18 protein-coding genes and 1 pseudogene are annotated in these 18309 nt (G+C 60.9%); 18 read left to right on the plus strand and 1 reads right to left on the minus strand.

Features of this window, described 5'->3' with window-relative positions:
• Nucleotides 1-153 precede the first annotated feature (153 nt).
• The 7 genes and pseudogenes from fliM to flhB form a co-directional block, all read left to right on the plus strand.
• A pseudogene (gene fliM / locus ACIGDJ_RS19365) lies at nt 154-885 on the plus strand (flagellar motor switch protein FliM); the annotation flags it as partial.
• Nucleotides 886-940: 55 nt separating this feature from the next.
• On the plus strand, nt 941-1399 hold the full coding sequence (gene fliN, locus ACIGDJ_RS19370; protein ID WP_016771070.1) for a flagellar motor switch protein FliN: 459 nt from the start codon (nt 941-943) through the stop codon (nt 1397-1399).
• A complete protein-coding gene (fliO, locus tag ACIGDJ_RS19375; RefSeq protein WP_397479996.1) occupies nt 1400-1852 on the plus strand; it encodes a flagellar biosynthetic protein FliO in 453 nt (150 codons plus the stop codon). It abuts the gene before it with no gap.
• On the plus strand, nt 1852-2610 hold the full coding sequence (fliP, locus tag ACIGDJ_RS19380; protein WP_101158646.1) for a flagellar type III secretion system pore protein FliP: 759 nt from the start codon (nt 1852-1854) through the stop codon (nt 2608-2610). Before fliO ends, fliP begins: the two co-directional genes overlap by 1 nt.
• Nucleotides 2607-2876, plus strand: a complete 270-nt coding sequence (gene fliQ / locus ACIGDJ_RS19385) for a flagellar biosynthesis protein FliQ (RefSeq protein WP_101158647.1) — start codon at nt 2607-2609, stop codon at nt 2874-2876. Before fliP ends, fliQ begins: the two co-directional genes overlap by 4 nt.
• Nucleotides 2877-2879: 3 nt before the next feature.
• On the plus strand, nt 2880-3665 hold the full coding sequence (gene fliR / locus ACIGDJ_RS19390; protein ID WP_101158648.1) for a flagellar biosynthetic protein FliR: 786 nt from the start codon (nt 2880-2882) through the stop codon (nt 3663-3665).
• A 3-nt stretch (nt 3666-3668) separates the two neighbouring features.
• Nucleotides 3669-4808 carry a flagellar biosynthesis protein FlhB gene (gene flhB / locus ACIGDJ_RS19395; protein ID WP_101158649.1) on the plus strand — a complete coding sequence of 380 codons (1140 nt, stop codon included), beginning with the start codon at nt 3669-3671 and terminating at the stop codon, nt 4806-4808.
• A gap of 103 nt (nt 4809-4911) precedes the next feature.
• Here flhB and ACIGDJ_RS19400 read toward each other — a convergent pair whose 3' ends face one another.
• Nucleotides 4912-5271 (minus strand): DUF6124 family protein, encoded by a 360-nt coding sequence (locus ACIGDJ_RS19400; protein WP_101158650.1) that lies wholly within the window; start codon nt 5269-5271, stop codon nt 4912-4914.
• A 542-nt stretch (nt 5272-5813) separates the two neighbouring features.
• Here ACIGDJ_RS19400 and flhA point away from each other — a divergent pair.
• The 11 genes from flhA (at nt 5814) to ACIGDJ_RS19455 (ending at nt 18297) form a co-directional block, all read left to right on the plus strand.
• A complete protein-coding gene (flhA, locus tag ACIGDJ_RS19405) occupies nt 5814-7943 on the plus strand; it encodes a flagellar biosynthesis protein FlhA (RefSeq protein ID WP_397504596.1) in 2130 nt (709 codons plus the stop codon).
• 11 nt (nt 7944-7954) lie between these two features.
• Nucleotides 7955-9295, plus strand: coding sequence for a flagellar biosynthesis protein FlhF (gene flhF / locus ACIGDJ_RS19410; RefSeq protein WP_101158652.1), 1341 nt, complete (start codon nt 7955-7957; stop codon nt 9293-9295).
• Nucleotides 9296-9411: 116 nt separating this feature from the next.
• Nucleotides 9412-10242, plus strand: coding sequence for a flagellar synthesis regulator FleN (gene fleN / locus ACIGDJ_RS19415; RefSeq protein ID WP_016771060.1), 831 nt, complete (start codon nt 9412-9414; stop codon nt 10240-10242).
• The gene (fliA, locus tag ACIGDJ_RS19420) at nt 10239-10979 is read left to right on the plus strand and encodes an RNA polymerase sigma factor FliA (RefSeq protein ID WP_016771059.1); all 741 of its coding nucleotides are present in this window, start codon (nt 10239-10241) and stop codon (nt 10977-10979) included. The genes fleN and fliA overlap by 4 nt, the downstream gene beginning before the upstream one ends.
• 167 nt (nt 10980-11146) lie before the next feature.
• Nucleotides 11147-11518, plus strand: coding sequence for a chemotaxis response regulator CheY (locus ACIGDJ_RS19425; protein WP_024012118.1), 372 nt, complete (start codon nt 11147-11149; stop codon nt 11516-11518).
• Between the two features lie 18 nt (nt 11519-11536).
• Nucleotides 11537-12325, plus strand: coding sequence for a protein phosphatase CheZ (locus ACIGDJ_RS19430; RefSeq protein ID WP_016771058.1), 789 nt, complete (start codon nt 11537-11539; stop codon nt 12323-12325).
• Between the two features lie 37 nt (nt 12326-12362).
• Nucleotides 12363-14633 carry a chemotaxis protein CheA gene (locus ACIGDJ_RS19435; RefSeq protein WP_312996814.1) on the plus strand — a complete coding sequence of 757 codons (2271 nt, stop codon included), beginning with the start codon at nt 12363-12365 and terminating at the stop codon, nt 14631-14633.
• Nucleotides 14634-14682: 49 nt separating this feature from the next.
• Nucleotides 14683-15819 carry a chemotaxis response regulator protein-glutamate methylesterase gene (locus ACIGDJ_RS19440; RefSeq protein ID WP_397479992.1) on the plus strand — a complete coding sequence of 379 codons (1137 nt, stop codon included), beginning with the start codon at nt 14683-14685 and terminating at the stop codon, nt 15817-15819.
• Complete coding sequence (locus tag ACIGDJ_RS19445) at nt 15819-16559, plus strand: flagellar motor protein (protein WP_397479991.1); 741 nt, start codon at nt 15819-15821, stop codon at nt 16557-16559. The genes ACIGDJ_RS19440 and ACIGDJ_RS19445 overlap by 1 nt, the downstream gene beginning before the upstream one ends.
• A 15-nt stretch (nt 16560-16574) precedes the next feature.
• Nucleotides 16575-17465, plus strand: coding sequence for a flagellar motor protein MotD (gene motD / locus ACIGDJ_RS19450; protein WP_101158655.1), 891 nt, complete (start codon nt 16575-16577; stop codon nt 17463-17465).
• Between the two features lie 43 nt (nt 17466-17508).
• Nucleotides 17509-18297 (plus strand): ParA family protein, encoded by a 789-nt coding sequence (locus ACIGDJ_RS19455; protein ID WP_312996822.1) that lies wholly within the window; start codon nt 17509-17511, stop codon nt 18295-18297.
• Nucleotides 18298-18309 lie beyond the last annotated feature (12 nt).

Consider the following 18309-nt stretch of genomic DNA (forward strand, 5'->3'; position numbering starts at 1 on the left):
CTTGCCTTGCCGTGCGACTGTGAAACCCCCGATTAGTGACGGATTATTGGCATGGCGAAGAGCGAAGCTGCAGCAGTAAAAGACCCCGCAACCAAAGGCAAACTCAAGCTGATCATCGTGATCGTGCTGGCGTTGCTGGTGGCCATTGGTGCATCCGTCGGTGGCGTGCAGGTGATGAAGTTTGGCGAATACGTGCACTCGCTGTACGTGCCGACCAGCCTCAACCTGGTCAAGATCAAGCCGTTGCGCGGCACCGCGCTGTTCATCCTCGACGCCAAACTGGTGTTCAAACTGGTGGACAACTTTTTCGGCGGCGACGGCCGTCACGCGAAGATCGAAGGGCGTGAATTCACCCCGACCGAACTGCGCGTGGTGCGCATGGTGCTCGAGCAGGCCTTCGTCGATCTGAAGGAAGCCTGGCAGGCGATCATGGAAGTCAACTTCGAGTACATCAACTCGGAAGTGAACCCGGCCATGGCCAACATCGTCGGCCCGAGCGAAGCGATCGTGGTCTCCACCTTCCACATCGAACTCGATGGCGGTGGCGGCGATCTGCACGTGACCATGCCGTACTCGATGATCGAGCCGGTGCGCGAGATGCTCGACGCCGGTTTCCAGTCCGACCTCGACGATCAGGACGAGCGCTGGGTCAACGCCCTGCGCCAGGACGTGCTCGATGTCGACGTGCCGATCGGTGCCACCGTGGCCCGTCGCCAGTTGAAGCTGCGCGACATCCTGCACATGCAACCGGGCGATGTGATCCCGGTCGAGATGCCGGAAGACATGATCATGCGCGCCAACGGCGTGCCGGCCTTCAAGGTCAAGATGGGCTCGCACAAAGGCAACCTCGCGTTGCAAGTGATCGAGCCGATCGAGCGTCGCTGAGGCGATGCTTTCCACCCCCGCATTTAACTGAATTGTTGCCCGCCGAGGACACATGATGAACGACGATATGAACGCGCAGGACGACCAGGCACTGGCTGATGAATGGGCTGCGGCCCTGGAAGAAACCGGTGACGCCGGCCAGGCTGACATCGATGCACTGCTGGCTGCCGACGCTGGTACTTCCAGCTCCAACCGTCTGCCAATGGAAGAGTTTGGCAGCGTGCCGAAGAACAACGACCCAGTGACCCTCGACGGTCCGAACCTGGACGTGATCCTCGATATTCCGGTGTCGATTTCCATGGAAGTCGGCAGCACCGACATCAACATTCGCAACCTGCTGCAACTCAACCAGGGTTCGGTGATCGAGCTTGATCGTCTGGCCGGCGAACCGCTGGACGTGCTGGTCAACGGCACCCTGATCGCCCACGGCGAAGTAGTGGTGGTCAACGAGAAGTTCGGCATCCGCCTGACCGACGTGATCAGCCCAAGCGAACGCATCAAGAAGCTGCGCTGAGTGAAAAGGTTTCTCTGGGCTCTGCTGGTACTGCCGCTGAGCGTCCTCGCCGCCGAGCCGAACGCGACCACCGCTGCGCCTGCTGCCACCGCGCCGATGGTCAGCAGCGGCGTGGCCGGTCAGTTGACCCAACTGGTGTTCGGTTTGCTGTTGGTGCTGGGCCTGATCTTCTTGCTCGCCTGGCTGTTGCGCCGCGTGCAGCAGGCGGGGCCGGCGGGCAAGGGGCAGGTGATCGAGTTGATCGGTTCGCGTGCGCTCGGCCCGCGTGATCGGTTGATGCTGGTGCAGGTCGGCAACGAGCAGATTCTCCTCGGCCTCAGCCCTGGCACCATCACTGCGCTGCATGTGCTCAAAGAGCCGGTCGAAGTCCCCACGGCCAGCGAAAAAGCGACGCCGGAATTTGCCCAGCATCTGCTGAAAATTCTCGGCAAGGACCAAAAGGATACGAAGTAATGGGTGCGCTCCGCATCGTCTTGACGCTGGTCCTGTTGCTGGCCGCGCCGCTGGCGTTCGCCGCCGATCCGTTGTCGATTCCGGCAATCACGCTGGGCACCAATGCCGACGGCGCGCAGGAATATTCGGTCAGTCTGCAGATCCTGCTGATCATGACTGCGCTGAGTTTTATTCCGGCGGCGGTCATTCTGATGACCAGTTTCACGCGGATCATCATCGTCTTCTCGATCCTGCGTCAGGCCCTCGGCCTGCAACAGACGCCGTCGAACCAGATCCTCACCGGCATGGCGCTGTTCCTGACGCTGTTCATCATGGCGCCGGTGTTCGACCGGGTGAACAACGACGCGCTGCAACCGTATCTGGCTGAAACCCTGACCGCGCAGCAAGCGGTGGAAAAAGCGCAGGTGCCGATCAAGGACTTCATGCTCGCCCAGACCCGGACCAGCGATCTTGAGTTGTTCATGCGCCTGTCCAAGCGCACCGACATCGCCACCCCGGATCAAGCACCGCTGACCATTCTGGTCCCGGCGTTCGTTACCTCGGAACTTAAAACCGCCTTCCAGATCGGCTTCATGATCTTCATTCCGTTCCTGATCATCGACCTTGTCGTCGCGAGCGTGCTGATGGCCATGGGTATGATGATGCTCTCGCCGCTGATCATTTCGCTGCCGTTCAAGATCATGCTGTTCGTGCTGGTCGATGGCTGGGCGCTGATCATCGGCACCCTCGCCAGCAGTTTTGGAGGTGTCTCGCCATGACGCCGGAAGTCGCGGTCGATATCTTTCGTGAAGCCCTTTGGCTGACCACCGTGATGGTCGCCATTCTGGTGGTGCCGAGCCTGCTGGTCGGCCTGCTGGTGTCGATGTTCCAGGCCGCCACGCAGATCAACGAACAGACGCTGAGCTTCCTGCCGCGTCTTCTGGTGATGCTGGTAACCCTGATCATCGGCGGTCCGTGGATCGTGCAGACGTTCATGGAATACATCATCCAGCTGTACAAAAACATTCCGATGGTCATCGGCTAAGCCATGCAATCGCTGCTTCAGCTGACCGACACCCAGATCAGTACCTGGGTGGCATCGTTCATGTTGCCGCTGTTTCGCGTAGCGTCGATGCTGATGGTCATGCCGATTTTCGGCACCACTCTGATCCCGCGTCGCGTGCGCCTGTATTTCGCTGTGGCGATCACCGTGGTCATCACCCCGGCGCTGCCGCCGATGCCTGCCGTCAGTCCCCTCGACCTCAGTGGCCTGCTGATGATTGGCGAGCAGATTCTGGTCGGCGCGGTGCTCGGCTTTTCCCTGCAACTGTTCTTCCAGGCCTTTGCTGTCGCCGGGCAGATCGTCGCGGTGCAGATGGGCATGGGCTTCGCCTCGATGGTCGACCCTACCAACGGCGTTTCGGTGGCGGTGATCGGTCAGTTCTTCACCATGCTGGTGACCCTGCTGTTCCTCTCCATGAATGGCCACCTGGTGGTGTTCGAAGTCCTGACCGAAAGCTTCACCACGTTGCCGGTCGGCGGCGGCCTGATGGTTGAGCATTACTGGGAGCTGGCCGGCAAGCTCGGCTGGGTGCTCGGCGCGGCGTTGCTGCTGGTCTTGCCGGCGATCACCGCATTGCTGGTGGTCAACATCGCCTTCGGTGTGATGACCCGCGCCGCACCGCAACTGAATATCTTCTCGATCGGTTTTCCGCTGACCCTGGTGCTCGGCCTGTTCATCATCTGGGTGGGGCTGGCGGACATTCTCAACCAGTATCAACCGCTGGCCAGCGAGGCCTTGCAGTTGCTACGCGAACTGGCACGGGCGCGCTGAGTCATGGCAGAAAGCGAGAGCGGTCAGGACAAAACAGAAGACCCCACGGAGAAACGCAAAAAGGACTCCCGTGAGAAGGGTGAAATCGCCCGTTCGAAAGAGCTCAATACTCTCGCCGTGATGATGGCCGGTGCCGCTGCGCTGCTGATTTTCGGTGGCATGCTCGCGCAGGAACTGCTGGACGTGATGCGCCTGAATTTCACCCTGTCCCGCGAAGTGGTGATGGATCAGGGCGCCATGGGCCGGTTTTTGCTGGAGTCGGGGCTGATCGCCTTGCTGGCGATTCAGCCGGTGATGATCACCCTGTTGCTTGCCGCGATCATCGGGCCGATCTCTCTGGGCGGCTGGCTGTTCGCGGCCGGCTCGCTGGCGCCCAAGTTCAGCCGGATGAATCCAGCGGCCGGCCTGAAACGGATGTTCTCGTTCAAGGCCGTGGTCGAACTGCTCAAGGCACTGGCCAAGTTCCTGATCACTCTCGGTGTGGCGCTGCTGGTGCTGTCGGCCGACGTCGATGACTTGTTGCGCATCGCTCATGAGCCGCTGGATCAGGCGATTATCCACAGCGTGCTGCTGGTCGGCTGGAGCACGCTGTGGCTGGCCTGCGGTCTGATCATCATCGCCGCCGTCGACGTGCCGGTGCAGCTGTGGGAAGCGCACAAGAAACTGCTGATGACCAAGCAGGAAGTGCGCGACGAACACAAGGATCAGGAAGGCCGACCGGAGGTCAAGCAGCGCATCCGTCAGACCCAGCGTGAAATGTCGCAGCGGCGCATGATGGCGGCGATTCCTGAAGCCGACGTGGTCATCACCAACCCGACCCACTACGCCGTCGCGCTCAAATACGACTCGGAGAAGGGCGGCGCACCGGTGCTGCTGGCCAAGGGTAGCGACTTCATCGCCCTGAAAATCCGCGAGATCGCCGTGGCCAACAACGTCATGCTGCTGGAATCCCCGGCGCTGGCGCGCTCGATTTATTACTCCACCGAGCTTGAGCAGGAAATCCCCGGCGGCCTGTATCTGGCGGTGGCCCAGGTGTTGGCTTACGTCTATCAGATCCGCCAACACCAGGCAGGCAAGGGCAAGCGTCCGGATCCGTTGAAGGATGATTTGCCGATTCCACCGGATTTGCGTCGGGATACCTGACCTTCCCGTGTGACACAAAAACCGCCGTCCCGATTGAATGGGGTGGCGGTTTTTTTGTGATCATTCCCACGCAGAGCGCGGGAATGATCAGCGTTAGGCCGGCCTACTGCGGCAACTCCAGATTATCCAGCACCCGATTCACCGCCAATTCCCCAAGCATGATCAGCTGCGCAATCCCCATCAGGGTTCGGCGCTGGGATGGTTTCACCAGTCCGGCAAATTCCTGGGCGATGGTTTTAGCTGAGGCGAGGGTTTCGCAGGCGTTGGCCAGCAGGTCTTCGTTTTTGGTGTCGGCGGTGACGGCGTACATGGCGCGGGGGCTGTAGGGCGGTGGGGTCGAGCCGGGCGGGCAGAGGTAGTGGTCGAGGGCGCGGTCGGCGGCTTGGTGGAGTTTTTTTGAATCGAGGGATTCGTAGGGAGAGGTGGGGTCGGTTTCGGGTGGGTTGGGTGTTGGTTTGATCATGGTGAAGCTCCTGAGGTTATGGAGCCACTCTTTTTCCTGTCGCTAAACAGGTGAAGGTGGCAGCTGTACGCAGGTTAGCGAACCGGTCTCAGGCACCCCGGTAGACCCTAAGGTCTCCCGCATACAGCCGCCATAACGTTATTGCGGGCGAAAAATCCCGCAACGAAGCCACGATCGCTGATGCACTGAGTTGGTCCGGGTCGCTAAACCCGATCGCTGATTCGTCAGCGACCGGACCACAATAGAATCCGACCCCAAAGCGCACAAGCCGGCGGATTCTGGCTTGGCTGTAGGCATTGGCGCAAGGTTTTGTAGTCTTGAGACCGTGTCTGCAGGTGTCTTTTAAACTCGTCGTTTAAAACAAGATCGCAGCCTTCGGCAGCTCCTACAGGAGACGTAAATCCATGTAGGAGCTGCCGAAGGCTCGGGCCGCGATCGGACGATCTTTTCTGCTTGGGCAAAAGTTGGAAAGCTTCTTGCAATAGCCGCCCTGCGCCCGCTCGGGGCGTCAAAAGTTTGCTTTAAAGGAACGGGGAAAACCGGTGGATCGCTCTCAGTTACTCAACACTGCTCGCACAAACGTTGCCGACCTCAGTCGAGGCAATCTGGGCGTGCCGTTGTTGCTGCTGGTCATGCTGGCGATGATGATGTTGCCGGTGCCGCCGTTCCTGCTCGACGTCTTTTTTACGTTCAACATTGCCCTGTCCATCGTCGTCCTGCTGGTCTGCGTGTATGCGCTGCGGCCGCTGGATTTTGCCGTGTTCCCGACCATTCTGCTGGTGGCGACGCTCCTGCGCCTGGCCTTGAACGTGGCCTCCACACGGGTGGTAATGCTCAATGGTCAGGACGGCCACGAAGCCGCCGGCAAGGTGATCCAGGCCTTCGGTGAGGTGGTGATCGGCGGTAACTACGTGGTCGGTATCGTGGTGTTCGCGATTCTGATGATCATCAACTTCGTCGTAGTGACCAAGGGTGCCGGGCGGATTTCCGAGGTGAGCGCGCGCTTCACCCTCGATGCCATGCCCGGCAAACAAATGGCCATCGACGCCGACCTCAACGCCGGCCTGATCGACCAGAACCAGGCCAAGTCGCGCCGTCAGGAAGTTGCCCAGGAGGCGGAGTTCTACGGTTCGATGGACGGTGCCAGCAAGTTCGTCCGTGGTGACGCCATCGCTGGCCTGCTGATTCTGTTCATCAACCTCATCGGCGGCATGGCCGTGGGTATCTTCCAGCACGGCATGAGCTTCGGCGATGCTGGCAGGGTTTACGCCTTGTTGACCATCGGTGACGGTTTGGTGGCGCAATTGCCATCACTGTTGTTATCGACAGCGGCGGCGATCATGGTGACCCGTGCTTCCGGTTCGGAAGACATGGGCAAGCAGATCAACCGCCAGATGTTTGCCTCGCCCAAAGCGCTGGCCGTAGCCGCTGGTTTGATGGCGGTGATGGGCCTGGTGCCGGGCATGCCGCACTTCTCCTTCCTGAGCATGGCGGCGCTGGCTGCGGGCGGCGCGTACCTGTTCTGGAAGAAGCAGAACGTCGCCAAGGTCGTGGCGCTGGAAGAGGTCAAGCGTCAGCAGGAACTGCTGCCGTCACCGGCTCGCGCCATGGAAACCAAAGAACTGGGCTGGGACGACGTGACCCCGATTGACATGATCGGCCTGGAAGTCGGCTATCGCCTGATTCCGCTGGTGGATCGCAATCAGGGCGGGCAATTGCTGGCGCGGATCAAGGGCGTGCGCAAGAAGCTCTCGCAGGATCTGGGCTTCCTGATGCCGACTGTGCACATCCGCGACAACCTCGATCTGGCGCCGAGCGCTTATCGCCTGACGCTGATGGGCGTGATTCTGGCAGAGGCCGAGATCTATCCGGACCGCGAACTGGCGATCAACCCCGGTCAGGTCTACGGCTCGCTCAACGGTATCAACGCCAAAGATCCGGCTTTCGGCCTGGAGGCGGTGTGGATCGAAATCAGCCAGCGTGCCCAGGCGCAATCGCTGGGCTACACCGTGGTTGACGCCAGCACCGTGGTCGCCACGCACTTGAACCAGATTCTGTACAAGCACTCCAGTGAGCTGATCGGCCACGAGGAAGTGCAGCAACTCATGCAATTGCTGGCCAAGAGCTCGCCGAAACTGGCCGAAGAGCTGGTGCCGGGCGTGGTTTCGCTGTCGCAGTTGCTCAAGGTTCTGCAAGCGCTGCTCGCCGAACACGTGCCGGTGCGCGACATTCGCAGCATCGCCGAAGCGATCGCGAACAACGCTGCCAAGAGTCAAGATACCGCCGCTCTGGTCGCTGCTGTGCGGGTCGGCGTATCGCGCGCCATCGTCCAAAGCATTGTAGGCACTGAGTCCGAGCTGCCTGTAATCACATTGGAACCAAGGTTGGAACAGATATTGCTCAATAGTCTGCAGAAGGCAGGACAAGGCTCGGAAGAAGGCGTTCTGCTGGAGCCGAGCATGGCCGAGAAGCTGCAACGTTCGTTGATCGAAGCGGCCCAGCGTCAGGAAATGCAAGGCCAACCGGTGATCCTGCTGGTCGCAGGCCCGATTCGCGCGATGCTCTCGCGCTTTGGTCGCCTCGCAGTCCCAGGGCTGCATGTGCTGGCCTACCAGGAAGTACCGGACAACAAGCAAGTGACCATCGTTGCGACAGTAGGGCCCAACGGCTGAGGTAGTGGTTTATGCAAGTTAAGCGTTTTTTCGCCGCCGATATGCGTCAGGCCATGAAGCTGGTTCGCGATGAGCTGGGCGCTGATGCCGCCATCATCGGCAACCGCCGCATCGCCGGCGGCGTCGAGTTGACGGCGGCACTGGATTACAAATTGTCGGCGCTGGCGCCACGGGTTCCGAACATGGAGCTCGAAGACGAGCTGCGCAAGACCCAGTCGCGCATCGTCACTGCCCAGGCCGAGCTGAGCCTGCGTGGCGAAGCCGACGGCAACACCAATCAGCAGTTGTTCGCCGGGCTGCCATTGACCGCAGGCCTGCCGCTGACCGCTGCCGAGCCGTTGAGCGAGCCGACCCACGCGGCGCCGGCGCGTCCGGCCGCAGCCCCTGCACAAGCCTCCGCCGGTGTCGATCCGCGTGCGCTGGACTCGATGCGTTTTGAATTGAACAGCCTGCGCGAGCTGATGGAAGTGCAGCTCGGCACGCTGGCCTGGAATCAGTTGCAAGGCAGCCGCCCAGCCCAGGCCAATCTCTATCGCCGTCTGCAGCGCATCGGCCTGTCCGGCCCGCTGTCGCGCGATCTGTTGGCACTGGTTACCGATATCGAAGAGCCGCGTCAGGCCTGGCGCATGCTGCTCGCTCACCTGGCGCGGATGATTGCCGTGCCGGAAGTCGAGCCGCTGGAAGAGGGCGGTGTGATTGCCATGGTCGGCCCGGCCGGCATGGGCAAGACCACGACGCTGGCCAAGCTTGCCGCGCGTTACGTGCTCAAGTACGGCGCGCAGAACGTCGCGCTGGTGAGCATGGACAGCTTCCGCATTGGCGCGCAGGAACAACTGAAAACCCTCGGTCGCATCCTCAACGTGCCAGTCACGCACGTCGATCCGGGTCAGTCGCTGGTACAGGCATTGGATCCACTGCTACGCAAGCGCGTGGTTTTGATCGATACTGCCGGGCTGCAGGCCAGTGATCCGGCGTTGCGCATGCAGCTTGAGAGCCTGGCCGGGCGTGGCATCCGCTCGAAAAATTATCTGGTCCTGGCAACCACCAGCCAGAAACAGGTTCTAACCGCCGCTTATCATAGTTACAAGCGTTGCGGGCTAGCCGGCTGCATCCTGACTAAACTGGATGAGACGGCCAGTCTCGGCGAAGTGTTGAGCCTGGCGATCAGTCATGAATTGCCGGTCGCGTACCTGACCGATGGCCCACGGATTCCGGATGATCTGCATCTGCCGCGCCGTCATCAACTGGTCAGCCGCGCCGTCAGCGTGCAAATGCAGGAAGAACCCAGCGAAGAAGCCATGGCTGACATGTTCGCTGATATCTATCACAGCCCGACCAAGCAGGTTGGCTGAGGTATTCATGAACAGTTTTTGTACCTACATCGATGGTCTGCCACGCATTGTTCCCATCGGGAACGCGCAGCCAGTAATGTGGCCTCCGTCTATGCAAGACAAGGTAAAGAAATAACATGGGCAGCATGCATCCCGTACAGGTGATCGCGGTGACCGGCGGCAAAGGTGGCGTCGGCAAGACTAACGTGTCAGTGAACTTGTCGCTGGCGCTGGCAGAGCTTGGCCGTCGGGTCATGCTGCTGGACGCCGACCTCGGTCTGGCGAACGTCGACGTTCTGCTGGGGCTGACCCCCAAACGCACGCTGGCCGACGTGATCGAAGGCCGCTGCGAACTGCGCGACGTGCTGTTGCAGGGCCCGGGCGGGATTCGCATCGTGCCGGCGGCCTCCGGCACGCAGAGCATGGTGCACCTGAGCCCGGCGCAACACGCCGGCCTGATCCAGGCGTTCAGTGACATCGGCGACAATCTCGACGTGCTGGTGATCGACACCGCTGCGGGTATTGGTGACTCGGTAGTCAGTTTCGTGCGCGCAGCGCAAGAGGTGTTGCTGGTGGTCTGCGACGAGCCAACTTCGATCACCGACGCTTACGCGCTGATCAAGTTGCTCAACCGCGACTACGGCATGAACCGCTTCCGCGTGCTGGCCAACATGGCACAGAGCCCGCAGGAAGGGCGCAACCTGTTCGCCAAGTTGACCAAGGTCACGGATCGTTTTCTCGACGTCGCTCTACAATACGTCGGCGCCGTGCCATACGACGAAAGCGTGCGCAAAGCGGTGCAGAAGCAGCGCGCCGTCTACGAAGCCTTTCCCCGTTCCAAGTGCGCGCTGGCCTTCAAGGCTATCGCCCAGAAGGTCGACACCTGGCCGCTGCCGGCGAACCCGCGCGGTCATCTGGAATTTTTCGTCGAGCGTCTCGTGCAGCAAACCGCAGGGCCTGTGATATGACCGCCAGTGGCATGAATCTTTACAAAAAGTCGGCGCGTGACGCGCAATACGAATTGATCGAGCGTTACGCGCCACTGGTCAAGCGCATTGCCTATCACTTGCTGGCACGCCTGCCGGCCAGTGTGCAGGTCGAGGACCTGATCCAGGCTGGGATGATCGGTCTGCTCGAAGTCTCGACCAAATACGACGCCAGCAAAGGCGCCAGTTTCGAAACGTACGCGGGCATTCGAATCCGCGGCGCGATGCTCGACGAAGTGCGCAAAGGGGACTGGGCGCCACGCTCGGTTCACCGTAATACCAGGATGGTCAGCGACGCGATTCGCTCGATTGAAGCTAAAACCGGTCGTGACGCTAAAGATCACGAGGTTGCGGCCGAACTCCAATTGAGTCTCGACGATTACTACGGGATTCTGAATGACACCCTGGGCAGTCGCTTGTTCAGTTTCGACGACCTGTTGCAGGACGGCGAACACGAAGGGCTGCACGAGGATGGCGCCAGTGCTCATATGGAGCCGTCACGCGATCTGGAAGATGAACGCTTCCAGGCGGCGCTGGCGGACGCGATTGCCAATTTGCCGGAGCGTGAGCGACTGGTGTTGGCGCTGTACTACGACGAAGAGCTGAACCTCAAGGAAATCGGTGAAGTCCTTGGCGTCAGTGAATCGCGGGTCAGCCAGTTACACAGCCAGTGCGCGGCCCGTTTGCGGGGGCGTTTGGGGGAGTGGCGAGCGCGCTGAAGGCAGTGTGGGGACACTGCGAAACGAGGCTGGTGCGGTGATGAACGGCGCCGGTCTCGATCCGTTGTGCTCCAGACAAACTTCGAGTGCTATGCCGATTGATTGAAGTGGCGTGTCCAGGTGCTGGGCGCGTTTAAGACTGCTTGGAGGTCGAATTGAACAAAGACATGAAAATCCTCATCGTTGATGACTTCTCAACGATGCGGCGGATCATCAAGAACCTGCTGCGCGATCTTGGGTTCACCAACACCGTCGAGGCCGACGATGGCACCACTGCCATTCCGGTGCTCAACAGCGGCAGCATCGACTTTCTGGTAACGGACTGGAACATGCCGGGCATGACCGGTATCGACCTGCTGCGTCACGTGCGCGCCGATGAAAAACTCAAGCACCTCCCGGTGTTGATGGTGACTGCTGAAGCCAAGCGCGAGCAGATCATCGAGGCCGCTCAGGCCGGTGTGAACGGTTACGTAGTCAAACCTTTCACGGCTCAAGCGTTGAAAGACAAAATCGAGAAGATTTTCGAACGCATCGGCTGATGAATGCGCGGGGGAGCTATGGAGCATAACGAATCATCACAGGGCGATTTCGAATCGACCCTGAAAAAACACGCGGTCGAACTGGTCGAGAGCCTTGAAAAAGGCAAGTTCGGCGACGCGGTGCAACTGATCCATGAGCTCAATCAGACCCGTGACCGCGGCCTGTATCAGGAAGTGGGCAAGCTCACACGTGAACTGCACAGTGCGATCGTCAATTTCCAGATCGATCCGCACATGCCGCAGGCCGAGGAAGTGTCGCAAATCACCGACGCCACCGAACGCCTGGGCTATGTGGTCAAGCTGACGGAAGCCGCGGCCAACCGCACCATGGATCTGGTGGAAAGCGCCACGCCGGTGGTCAACAGTCTGGCTGATGAAGCGCAGACCTTGAGCGCCGATTGGGGCCGCTTCATGCGTCGCGAGGTCGGGGCTGAAGAGTTCCGCGAACTGGCGCGCCGGGTCGACGGTTTTCTGTCACGCAGCAGCACGGACAACCGTGCGGTGTCGAGCAACCTCAACGACATCCTGCTGGCTCAGGATTATCAGGACCTCACAGGTCAAGTGATCAAGCGCGTGACCCAACTGGTCACCGAAGTCGAAAGCAATCTGCTCAAACTCGTGCTCATGGCCAGTCAGGTCGACCGCTTTGCGGGCATCGAACATGACCGCGCCGCAATGCTTGCTGAAAAAGATCCACAAAAACATCTCTCGCAGGGTGAAGGTCCGCAGATTCATGCCGATAAACGAGAAGACGTTGTGTCCGGTCAGGACGATGTGGACGATTTGCTATCCAGCCTTGGATTTTGAAGTTTAGGTTTTTAGACCTGTTAGGAGCACCCCATTAATGAGCTTCGGCGCCGATGAAGAGATCCTTCAGGATTTCCTGGTTGAGGCCGGCGAGATTCTTGAGCAACTGTCCGAACAACTGGTCGAGCTGGAAAGCCGCCCGGATGATGCAGATCTGCTCAATGCAATTTTTCGCGGTTTCCACACTGTAAAAGGGGGCGCCGGCTTCCTTCAGCTCAATGAGCTGGTGGAGTGCTGTCACATCGCCGAAAACGTGTTCGACATCCTGCGCAAGGGTGAGCGTCGCGTTGATGCAGAACTGATGGACGTTGTGCTCGAAGCGCTGGACGCGGTGAACAGCATGTTCAGCGAAGTCCGCGAACGTGCACCGATCACTGCCGCCACGCCGGAGCTGCTGGCCGCGCTGGCGCGTCTGGCCGAGCCGCAATCGGCTGACGAGGCCGTGGCCGCACCGGTGGAAGTGGTCGAAGAGCCGGTCGCCGAAAGCGCGTCGGAGGACATCACCGATAACGAATTCGAACAACTGCTGGACTCGCTCAATGCCGTCAAGGCCCAGGCCGAGGCTCCGGCCGCTGCTGTGGCGCCCGCGCCGGTTGCCGACACGGCGGCCAGCGATGAAATTACCGACGCCGAATTTGAATCGCTGCTCGATCAACTGCACGGCAAGGGCCAGTTTGCGGTGGATGCGGTCGCTGCGGCGGCACCAGCAGCGCCGGCCGCGCCTGCTGCAGGCGACAGCTCGGACATCACCGACGACGAATTCGAAGCCTTGCTCGATCAACTGCACGGCAAGGGCAACTTCGCCGTTGACGCGCTGGAGTCGGCCATCGCTTCGGCACCGGCAGCACCTGCTGCACCAGCAGCCGCTGCCGCCGGTAGCGACCTGATCAGCGATCACGAATTCGAATCGCTGCTCGACGAATTGCACGGCAAAGGCAAGTTTGACGCCAGCGCTGCGACTGCCGGCTCTGCGTCGAGCGTCGCCACGCCAGCGGCAAAAGCTCCGGCGGCCGCTGCTGCGCCGAAACCTGCGGCCAAGCCTGAGCCGAAAGCCGAGACGCCGAAACCGGCCGCCGCTGCTGCGCCGGCGCCGGCCCGTGCGCCAGCTTCTGCCCCGGCAGAAAAACCGGCCAGCGAAGCTGAAACCACCGTACGTGTCGACACCGCGCGGCTCGACGAGATCATGAACATGGTCGGCGAGCTGGTGCTGGTGCGTAACCGTCTGGTGCGCCTGGGCCTCAACAGCGGCGACGAAGCCATGTCCAAAGCCGTGTCGAACCTCGACGTGGTCACCGCTGACTTGCAGACCGCCGTGATGAAAACGCGGATGCAGCCGATCAAGAAGGTCTTCGGGCGCTTCCCGCGTCTGGTTCGCGACCTCGCGCGGCAGCTCAAGAAAGAGATCAACCTGGAACTGGTGGGTGAAGAAACCGACCTCGACAAAAACCTTGTCGAGGCCCTGGCCGACCCGCTGGTCCACTTGGTGCGCAACGCCGTCGACCACGGCATCGAATCGCCGGAAGAACGCGAGGCGTCGGGCAAGGCCCGTGGCGGTCGCGTGGTGCTGGCGGCCGAGCAGGAAGGTGACCATATCCTGCTGTCGATCTCCGATGACGGCAAAGGTATGGACCCGAATGTCCTGCGTTCGATCGCGGTAAAACGCGGTGTGATGGACAAGGACGCGGCCGATCGCCTGAGCGATACCGAGTGCTACAACCTGATTTTCGCTCCGGGTTTCTCGACCAAGACCGAGATTTCCGACGTGTCCGGCCGTGGTGTCGGCATGGACGTGGTGAAGACCAAGATTTCCCAGCTCAACGGTTCGATCAACATCTACTCGACCAAGGGCCAGGGCTCGAAGATTGTCATCAAGGTGCCGTTGACGCTGGCGATCATGCCGACGCTGATGGTCATGCTCGGCAATCAGGCGTTCGCATTCCCGCTGGTCAACGTCAACGAAATCTTCCACCTCGACCTGTCGACCACCAATGTCGTCGACGGTCAGGAAGTGGTGATCGTGCGCGACAAGGCGCTGCCATTGTTCTACCTCAAGCGCTGGCTGGTCAGCTCCGCCGCTCACGAAGAGCAGCGCGAAGGCCATGTGGTGATTCTTTCGGTGGGCACTCAGCGGATCGGCTTTGTCGTCGATCAACTGGTGGGCCAGGAAGAAGTGGTCATCAAGCCATTGGGCAAAATGCTCCAGGGCACTCCGGGCATGTCCGGCGCCACCATCACCGGTGACGGCCGCATTGCGCTGATTCTCGATGTTCCAAGCATGCTCAAGCGTTACGCCACAAAGCGTATTTGAATCCGGGACGGCGGCGCGATGACGCGCCGCTGCACCTAATGGAGTGTTTATGGCAGTCAAAGTCCTGGTGGTGGACGATTCGGGTTTTTTCCGCCGCCGCGTCTCGGAAATTCTTTCGGCGGATCCGAGCATCCAGGTGGTCGGCACGGCCACCAACGGTAAAGAGGCGATCGATCAGGCCATGGCCCTCAAGCCTGACGTGATCACCATGGACTACGAGATGCCAATGATGGACGGCATCACGGCAGTGCGGCACATCATGCAGCGCTGCCCGACCCCGGTGTTGATGTTCTCCTCGCTGACGCACGAAGGCGCGCGGGTGACCCTCGATGCGCTGGACGCCGGCGCGGTGGATTTCCTGCCGAAGAATTTCGAAGACATCTCGCGCAACCCCGAGAAGGTCAAGCAACTGCTGTGCGAGAAAGTCCACAGCATCTCGCGCAGCAATCGTCGTTTCAGCGCCTACAGCGCGCCGGCTCCTGCCGCCGCGCCAGCACCGACGCCTGCCCCGGTAGCGTCGAGCTACGGTAGCCAAAGCAGCTCTGTCCCGGCGCGTCCGGCGCCTGCGCCAGCACCTGCTCGCGCATCGGCTGCCAGCGCTTCGTCGTCAGCCCCGAAACGCAAAGCCTACAAACTGGTTGCCATCGGTACATCGACGGGCGGCCCGGTTGCGCTGCAGCGTGTACTGACCCAATTGCCGGCGAACTTCCCGGCGCCGATCGTGCTCATTCAGCACATGCCGGCGGCGTTCACCAAAGCGTTTGCCGAGCGCCTCGACAAGCTCTGCCGCATCAGCGTCAAGGAAGCCGAGGATGGCGACATCCTGCGTCCAGGCCTGGCGCTGCTGGCGCCGGGTGGCAAGCAGATGATGATCGACGGCCGTGGCGCGGTGAAGATTTTGCCGGGTGACGAGCGTCTGAATTACAAGCCGTGCGTTGACATCACGTTTGGCTCGGCGGCGAAATCCTACGGCGACAAAGTGCTGGCAGTGGTTCTCACCGGCATGGGCGCCGACGGTCGCGAAGGTGCGCGTCTGCTCAAGCAGGGCGGCAGTTCGGTGTGGGCGCAGGACGAGGCCAGTTGCGTGATCTACGGTATGCCGATGGCCATCGTCAAAGCCGATCTGGCTGACGCGGTGTACGGTCTGGACGATATCGGCAAGCATATCGTCGAGGCGTGTATCTGATGGATGTTCTCAGCCTTATCGGACTCATCATGGCGTTCGTCGCCATCATCGGCGGCAACTACCTTGAAGGCGGTCACCTCGGCGCACTGGTCAACGGCCCGGCGGCGTTGATCGTGCTGGGCGGCACGGTCGGTGCTGCGCTGCTGCAATCGCCGATGAGCGCGTTCAAGCGCGCCATGCAGATTCTGGCGTGGATCTTCTTCCCGCCGCGTGTCGACCTCGCCGGCGGCATCGACCGCGTGGTCAATTGGAGCCTGACGGCACGCAAGGAAGGCCTGCTCGGTCTTGAAGGCGTGGCCGACGCCGAACCCGACAGCTACTCGCGCAAGGGCCTGCAACTGCTGGTCGACGGCGCCGAGCCGGAAGCGATTCGCAGCATTCTCGAAGTGGATTTCTACACTCAGGAATCCCGTGATATCGAAGCGGCCAAAGTTTTTGAAAGCATGGGCGGGTACGCGCCAACCATCGGCATCATCGGTGCAGTGATGGGCCTGATTCACGTGATGGGCAACCTCGCCGATCCGTCGCAACTGGGTAACGGCATCGCTGTGGCGTTCGTTGCGACCATCTACGGCGTGGCCAGTGCCAACCTGATCCTCTTGCCGGTCGCGGCCAAGCTCAAGTCCATCGCGTTGCGGCAGTCGCGTTATCGCGAAATGTTGCTGGAAGGAATCCTGTCGATCGCCGAAGGTGAAAACCCGCGCTCTATCGAGCTGAAGCTTCAGGGCTTCATGGATTGATGGGGGAAATGGACCATGGCTCGTCGCAGGCACCAGGAAGAACACGTTAACCACGAGCGCTGGCTCGTGTCGTACGCCGACTTCATCACATTGCTGTTCGCGTTCTTCGTGGTGATGTACTCGATCTCGTCGATCAACGAAGGCAAGTACAAAGAAATTTCCGAAGCGCTGGTCGGCGTCTTCAAAGACTCCGACCGCGCGCTCAAACCGATCCAGATCGGCGACGAGCGGCCGAAAACCGTGACCCCGGCCAAGCCGCTGGTCAAGGATGCCGAGCAGGTCGACGCCGGTATCGCAGGCGCCAGTGATCCGCTGAAAAGCATCGCCGATGACATCAGCGCCGCGTTCGGTGACTTGATCAGCTCCAATCAGATGACCGTGCGCGGCAACGAACTGTGGGTGGAGATCGAACTCAATTCCAGCCTGTTGTTCGGCAGCGGCGACGCGATGCCGAGCGACATCGCGTTCAACATCATCGACAAGGTCGCGGCGATCCTGAAACCGTTCGACAACCCGATCCACGTCGAAGGCTTCACCGACGATCAACCGATCCGCACCGCGCAGTACCCGACCAACTGGGAGCTGTCCTCGGCGCGTTCGGCGAGCATCGTGCGCATGCTTGCCATGCAGGGCGTAAACCCTGGCCGACTGGCGTCGGTGGGCTATGGCGAGTTCCAGCCTGTGGCCAACAATGCCACGGTCGAAGGCCGGGCGAAGAACCGTCGCGTGGTGCTGGTGGTCTCGCGCAATCTTGATGTGCGCCGCAGCCTCACCGGCACCGGTACCGCCAATGCGCAACCGGATGCGGCGTTGAAGCGCGCTGGCACACAAACTGCACCGACCCCGGTCAAGACGCCGGGACGCGAGAGTGCCGTCAATTCTCCGTCGCCCGCATTAACACGCTGAAGCATGTCTCGGCCAGCCAATCTGGCCGGGAGGAACGAACTGAATGAGAGTCTGGGCAGTCGCCAATCAAAAGGGTGGTGTCGGTAAAACCACATCCTCCATCGCTCTAGCCGGGTTGCTGGCCGAGGCGGGCAAGCGCGTGGTTGTGGTCGATCTTGACCCGCACGGCTCGATGACCAGCTATTTCGGCTACGATCCCGACAGTCTGGAACACAGCAACTACGACCTGTTTCTGCACAAGGGCAGCGTGCCGCAAGGCTTGCCGGGGCAATTGCTGTTGTCGACCAGCGACGAACGCATTTCGCTGTTGCCGTCGAGCACCGCACTGGCCACCCTCGAGCGCCAGTCGCCGGGGCAAAGTGGTCTGGGCCTGGTGATCGCCAAGAGTCTGGCGCAGCTGTGGCAGGACTTCGATTACGCCATCATCGACAGCCCGCCGTTGCTCGGCGTGCTGATGGTCAACGCCCTCGCGGCGAGCCAGCAACTGGTGATCCCGGTGCAGACCGAGCACCTGGCCGTGAAAGGTCTGGAGCGCATGGTCAACACGCTGGCGATGATCAACCGCTCGCGCAAACAGCCACTGCCATTCAGCATCGTGCCGACGCTGTTCGACCGCCGCACGCAAGCCTCGATGCACACTTTGCGTGTGCTGCGCGACAAATTCCCCGACGATATCTGGCACGGCTATATCCCGGTCGACACCCGTCTGCGCGACGCCAGCCGAGCCGGCGTCACGCCTTCGCAGTTCGACGGCAAGAGCCGTGGCGTGCTGGCCTATCGAGCGCTGCTCAAGCACCTGCTCGCGCAGCAACTTGTTCCGCAGGTGGCTTGAGCATGATCCTTA

The sequence above is a fragment of the Pseudomonas sp. NPDC079367 genome (assembly GCF_044542195.1).
Taxonomy (GTDB): Bacteria; Pseudomonadota; Gammaproteobacteria; order Pseudomonadales; family Pseudomonadaceae; genus Aquipseudomonas.

Excerpts from the sequence above, each read along its gene's own strand:
- fliN (WP_016771070.1), top strand. The coding sequence starts at position 941 with ATGAACGACGATATGAACGCGCAGGACGACCAGGCACTGGCTGATGAA.
- fliP (WP_101158646.1), top strand. The coding sequence starts at position 1,852 with ATGGGTGCGCTCCGCATCGTCTTGACGCTGGTCCTGTTGCTGGCCGCG.
- fliQ (WP_101158647.1), top strand. The coding sequence starts at position 2,607 with ATGACGCCGGAAGTCGCGGTCGATATCTTTCGTGAAGCCCTTTGGCTG.
- fliR (WP_101158648.1), top strand. The coding sequence starts at position 2,880 with ATGCAATCGCTGCTTCAGCTGACCGACACCCAGATCAGTACCTGGGTG.
- flhB (WP_101158649.1), top strand. The coding sequence starts at position 3,669 with ATGGCAGAAAGCGAGAGCGGTCAGGACAAAACAGAAGACCCCACGGAG.
- ACIGDJ_RS19400 (WP_101158650.1), bottom strand. The coding sequence starts at position 5,271 with ATGATCAAACCAACACCCAACCCACCCGAAACCGACCCCACCTCTCCC.
- flhF (WP_101158652.1), top strand. The coding sequence starts at position 7,955 with ATGCAAGTTAAGCGTTTTTTCGCCGCCGATATGCGTCAGGCCATGAAG.
- fleN (WP_016771060.1), top strand. The coding sequence starts at position 9,412 with ATGGGCAGCATGCATCCCGTACAGGTGATCGCGGTGACCGGCGGCAAA.
- fliA (WP_016771059.1), top strand. The coding sequence starts at position 10,239 with ATGACCGCCAGTGGCATGAATCTTTACAAAAAGTCGGCGCGTGACGCG.
- ACIGDJ_RS19425 (WP_024012118.1), top strand. The coding sequence starts at position 11,147 with ATGAAAATCCTCATCGTTGATGACTTCTCAACGATGCGGCGGATCATC.
- ACIGDJ_RS19430 (WP_016771058.1), top strand. The coding sequence starts at position 11,537 with ATGGAGCATAACGAATCATCACAGGGCGATTTCGAATCGACCCTGAAA.
- ACIGDJ_RS19435 (WP_312996814.1), top strand. The coding sequence starts at position 12,363 with ATGAGCTTCGGCGCCGATGAAGAGATCCTTCAGGATTTCCTGGTTGAG.
- ACIGDJ_RS19440 (WP_397479992.1), top strand. The coding sequence starts at position 14,683 with ATGGCAGTCAAAGTCCTGGTGGTGGACGATTCGGGTTTTTTCCGCCGC.
- ACIGDJ_RS19445 (WP_397479991.1), top strand. The coding sequence starts at position 15,819 with ATGGATGTTCTCAGCCTTATCGGACTCATCATGGCGTTCGTCGCCATC.
- motD (WP_101158655.1), top strand. The coding sequence starts at position 16,575 with ATGGCTCGTCGCAGGCACCAGGAAGAACACGTTAACCACGAGCGCTGG.
- ACIGDJ_RS19455 (WP_312996822.1), top strand. The coding sequence starts at position 17,509 with ATGAGAGTCTGGGCAGTCGCCAATCAAAAGGGTGGTGTCGGTAAAACC.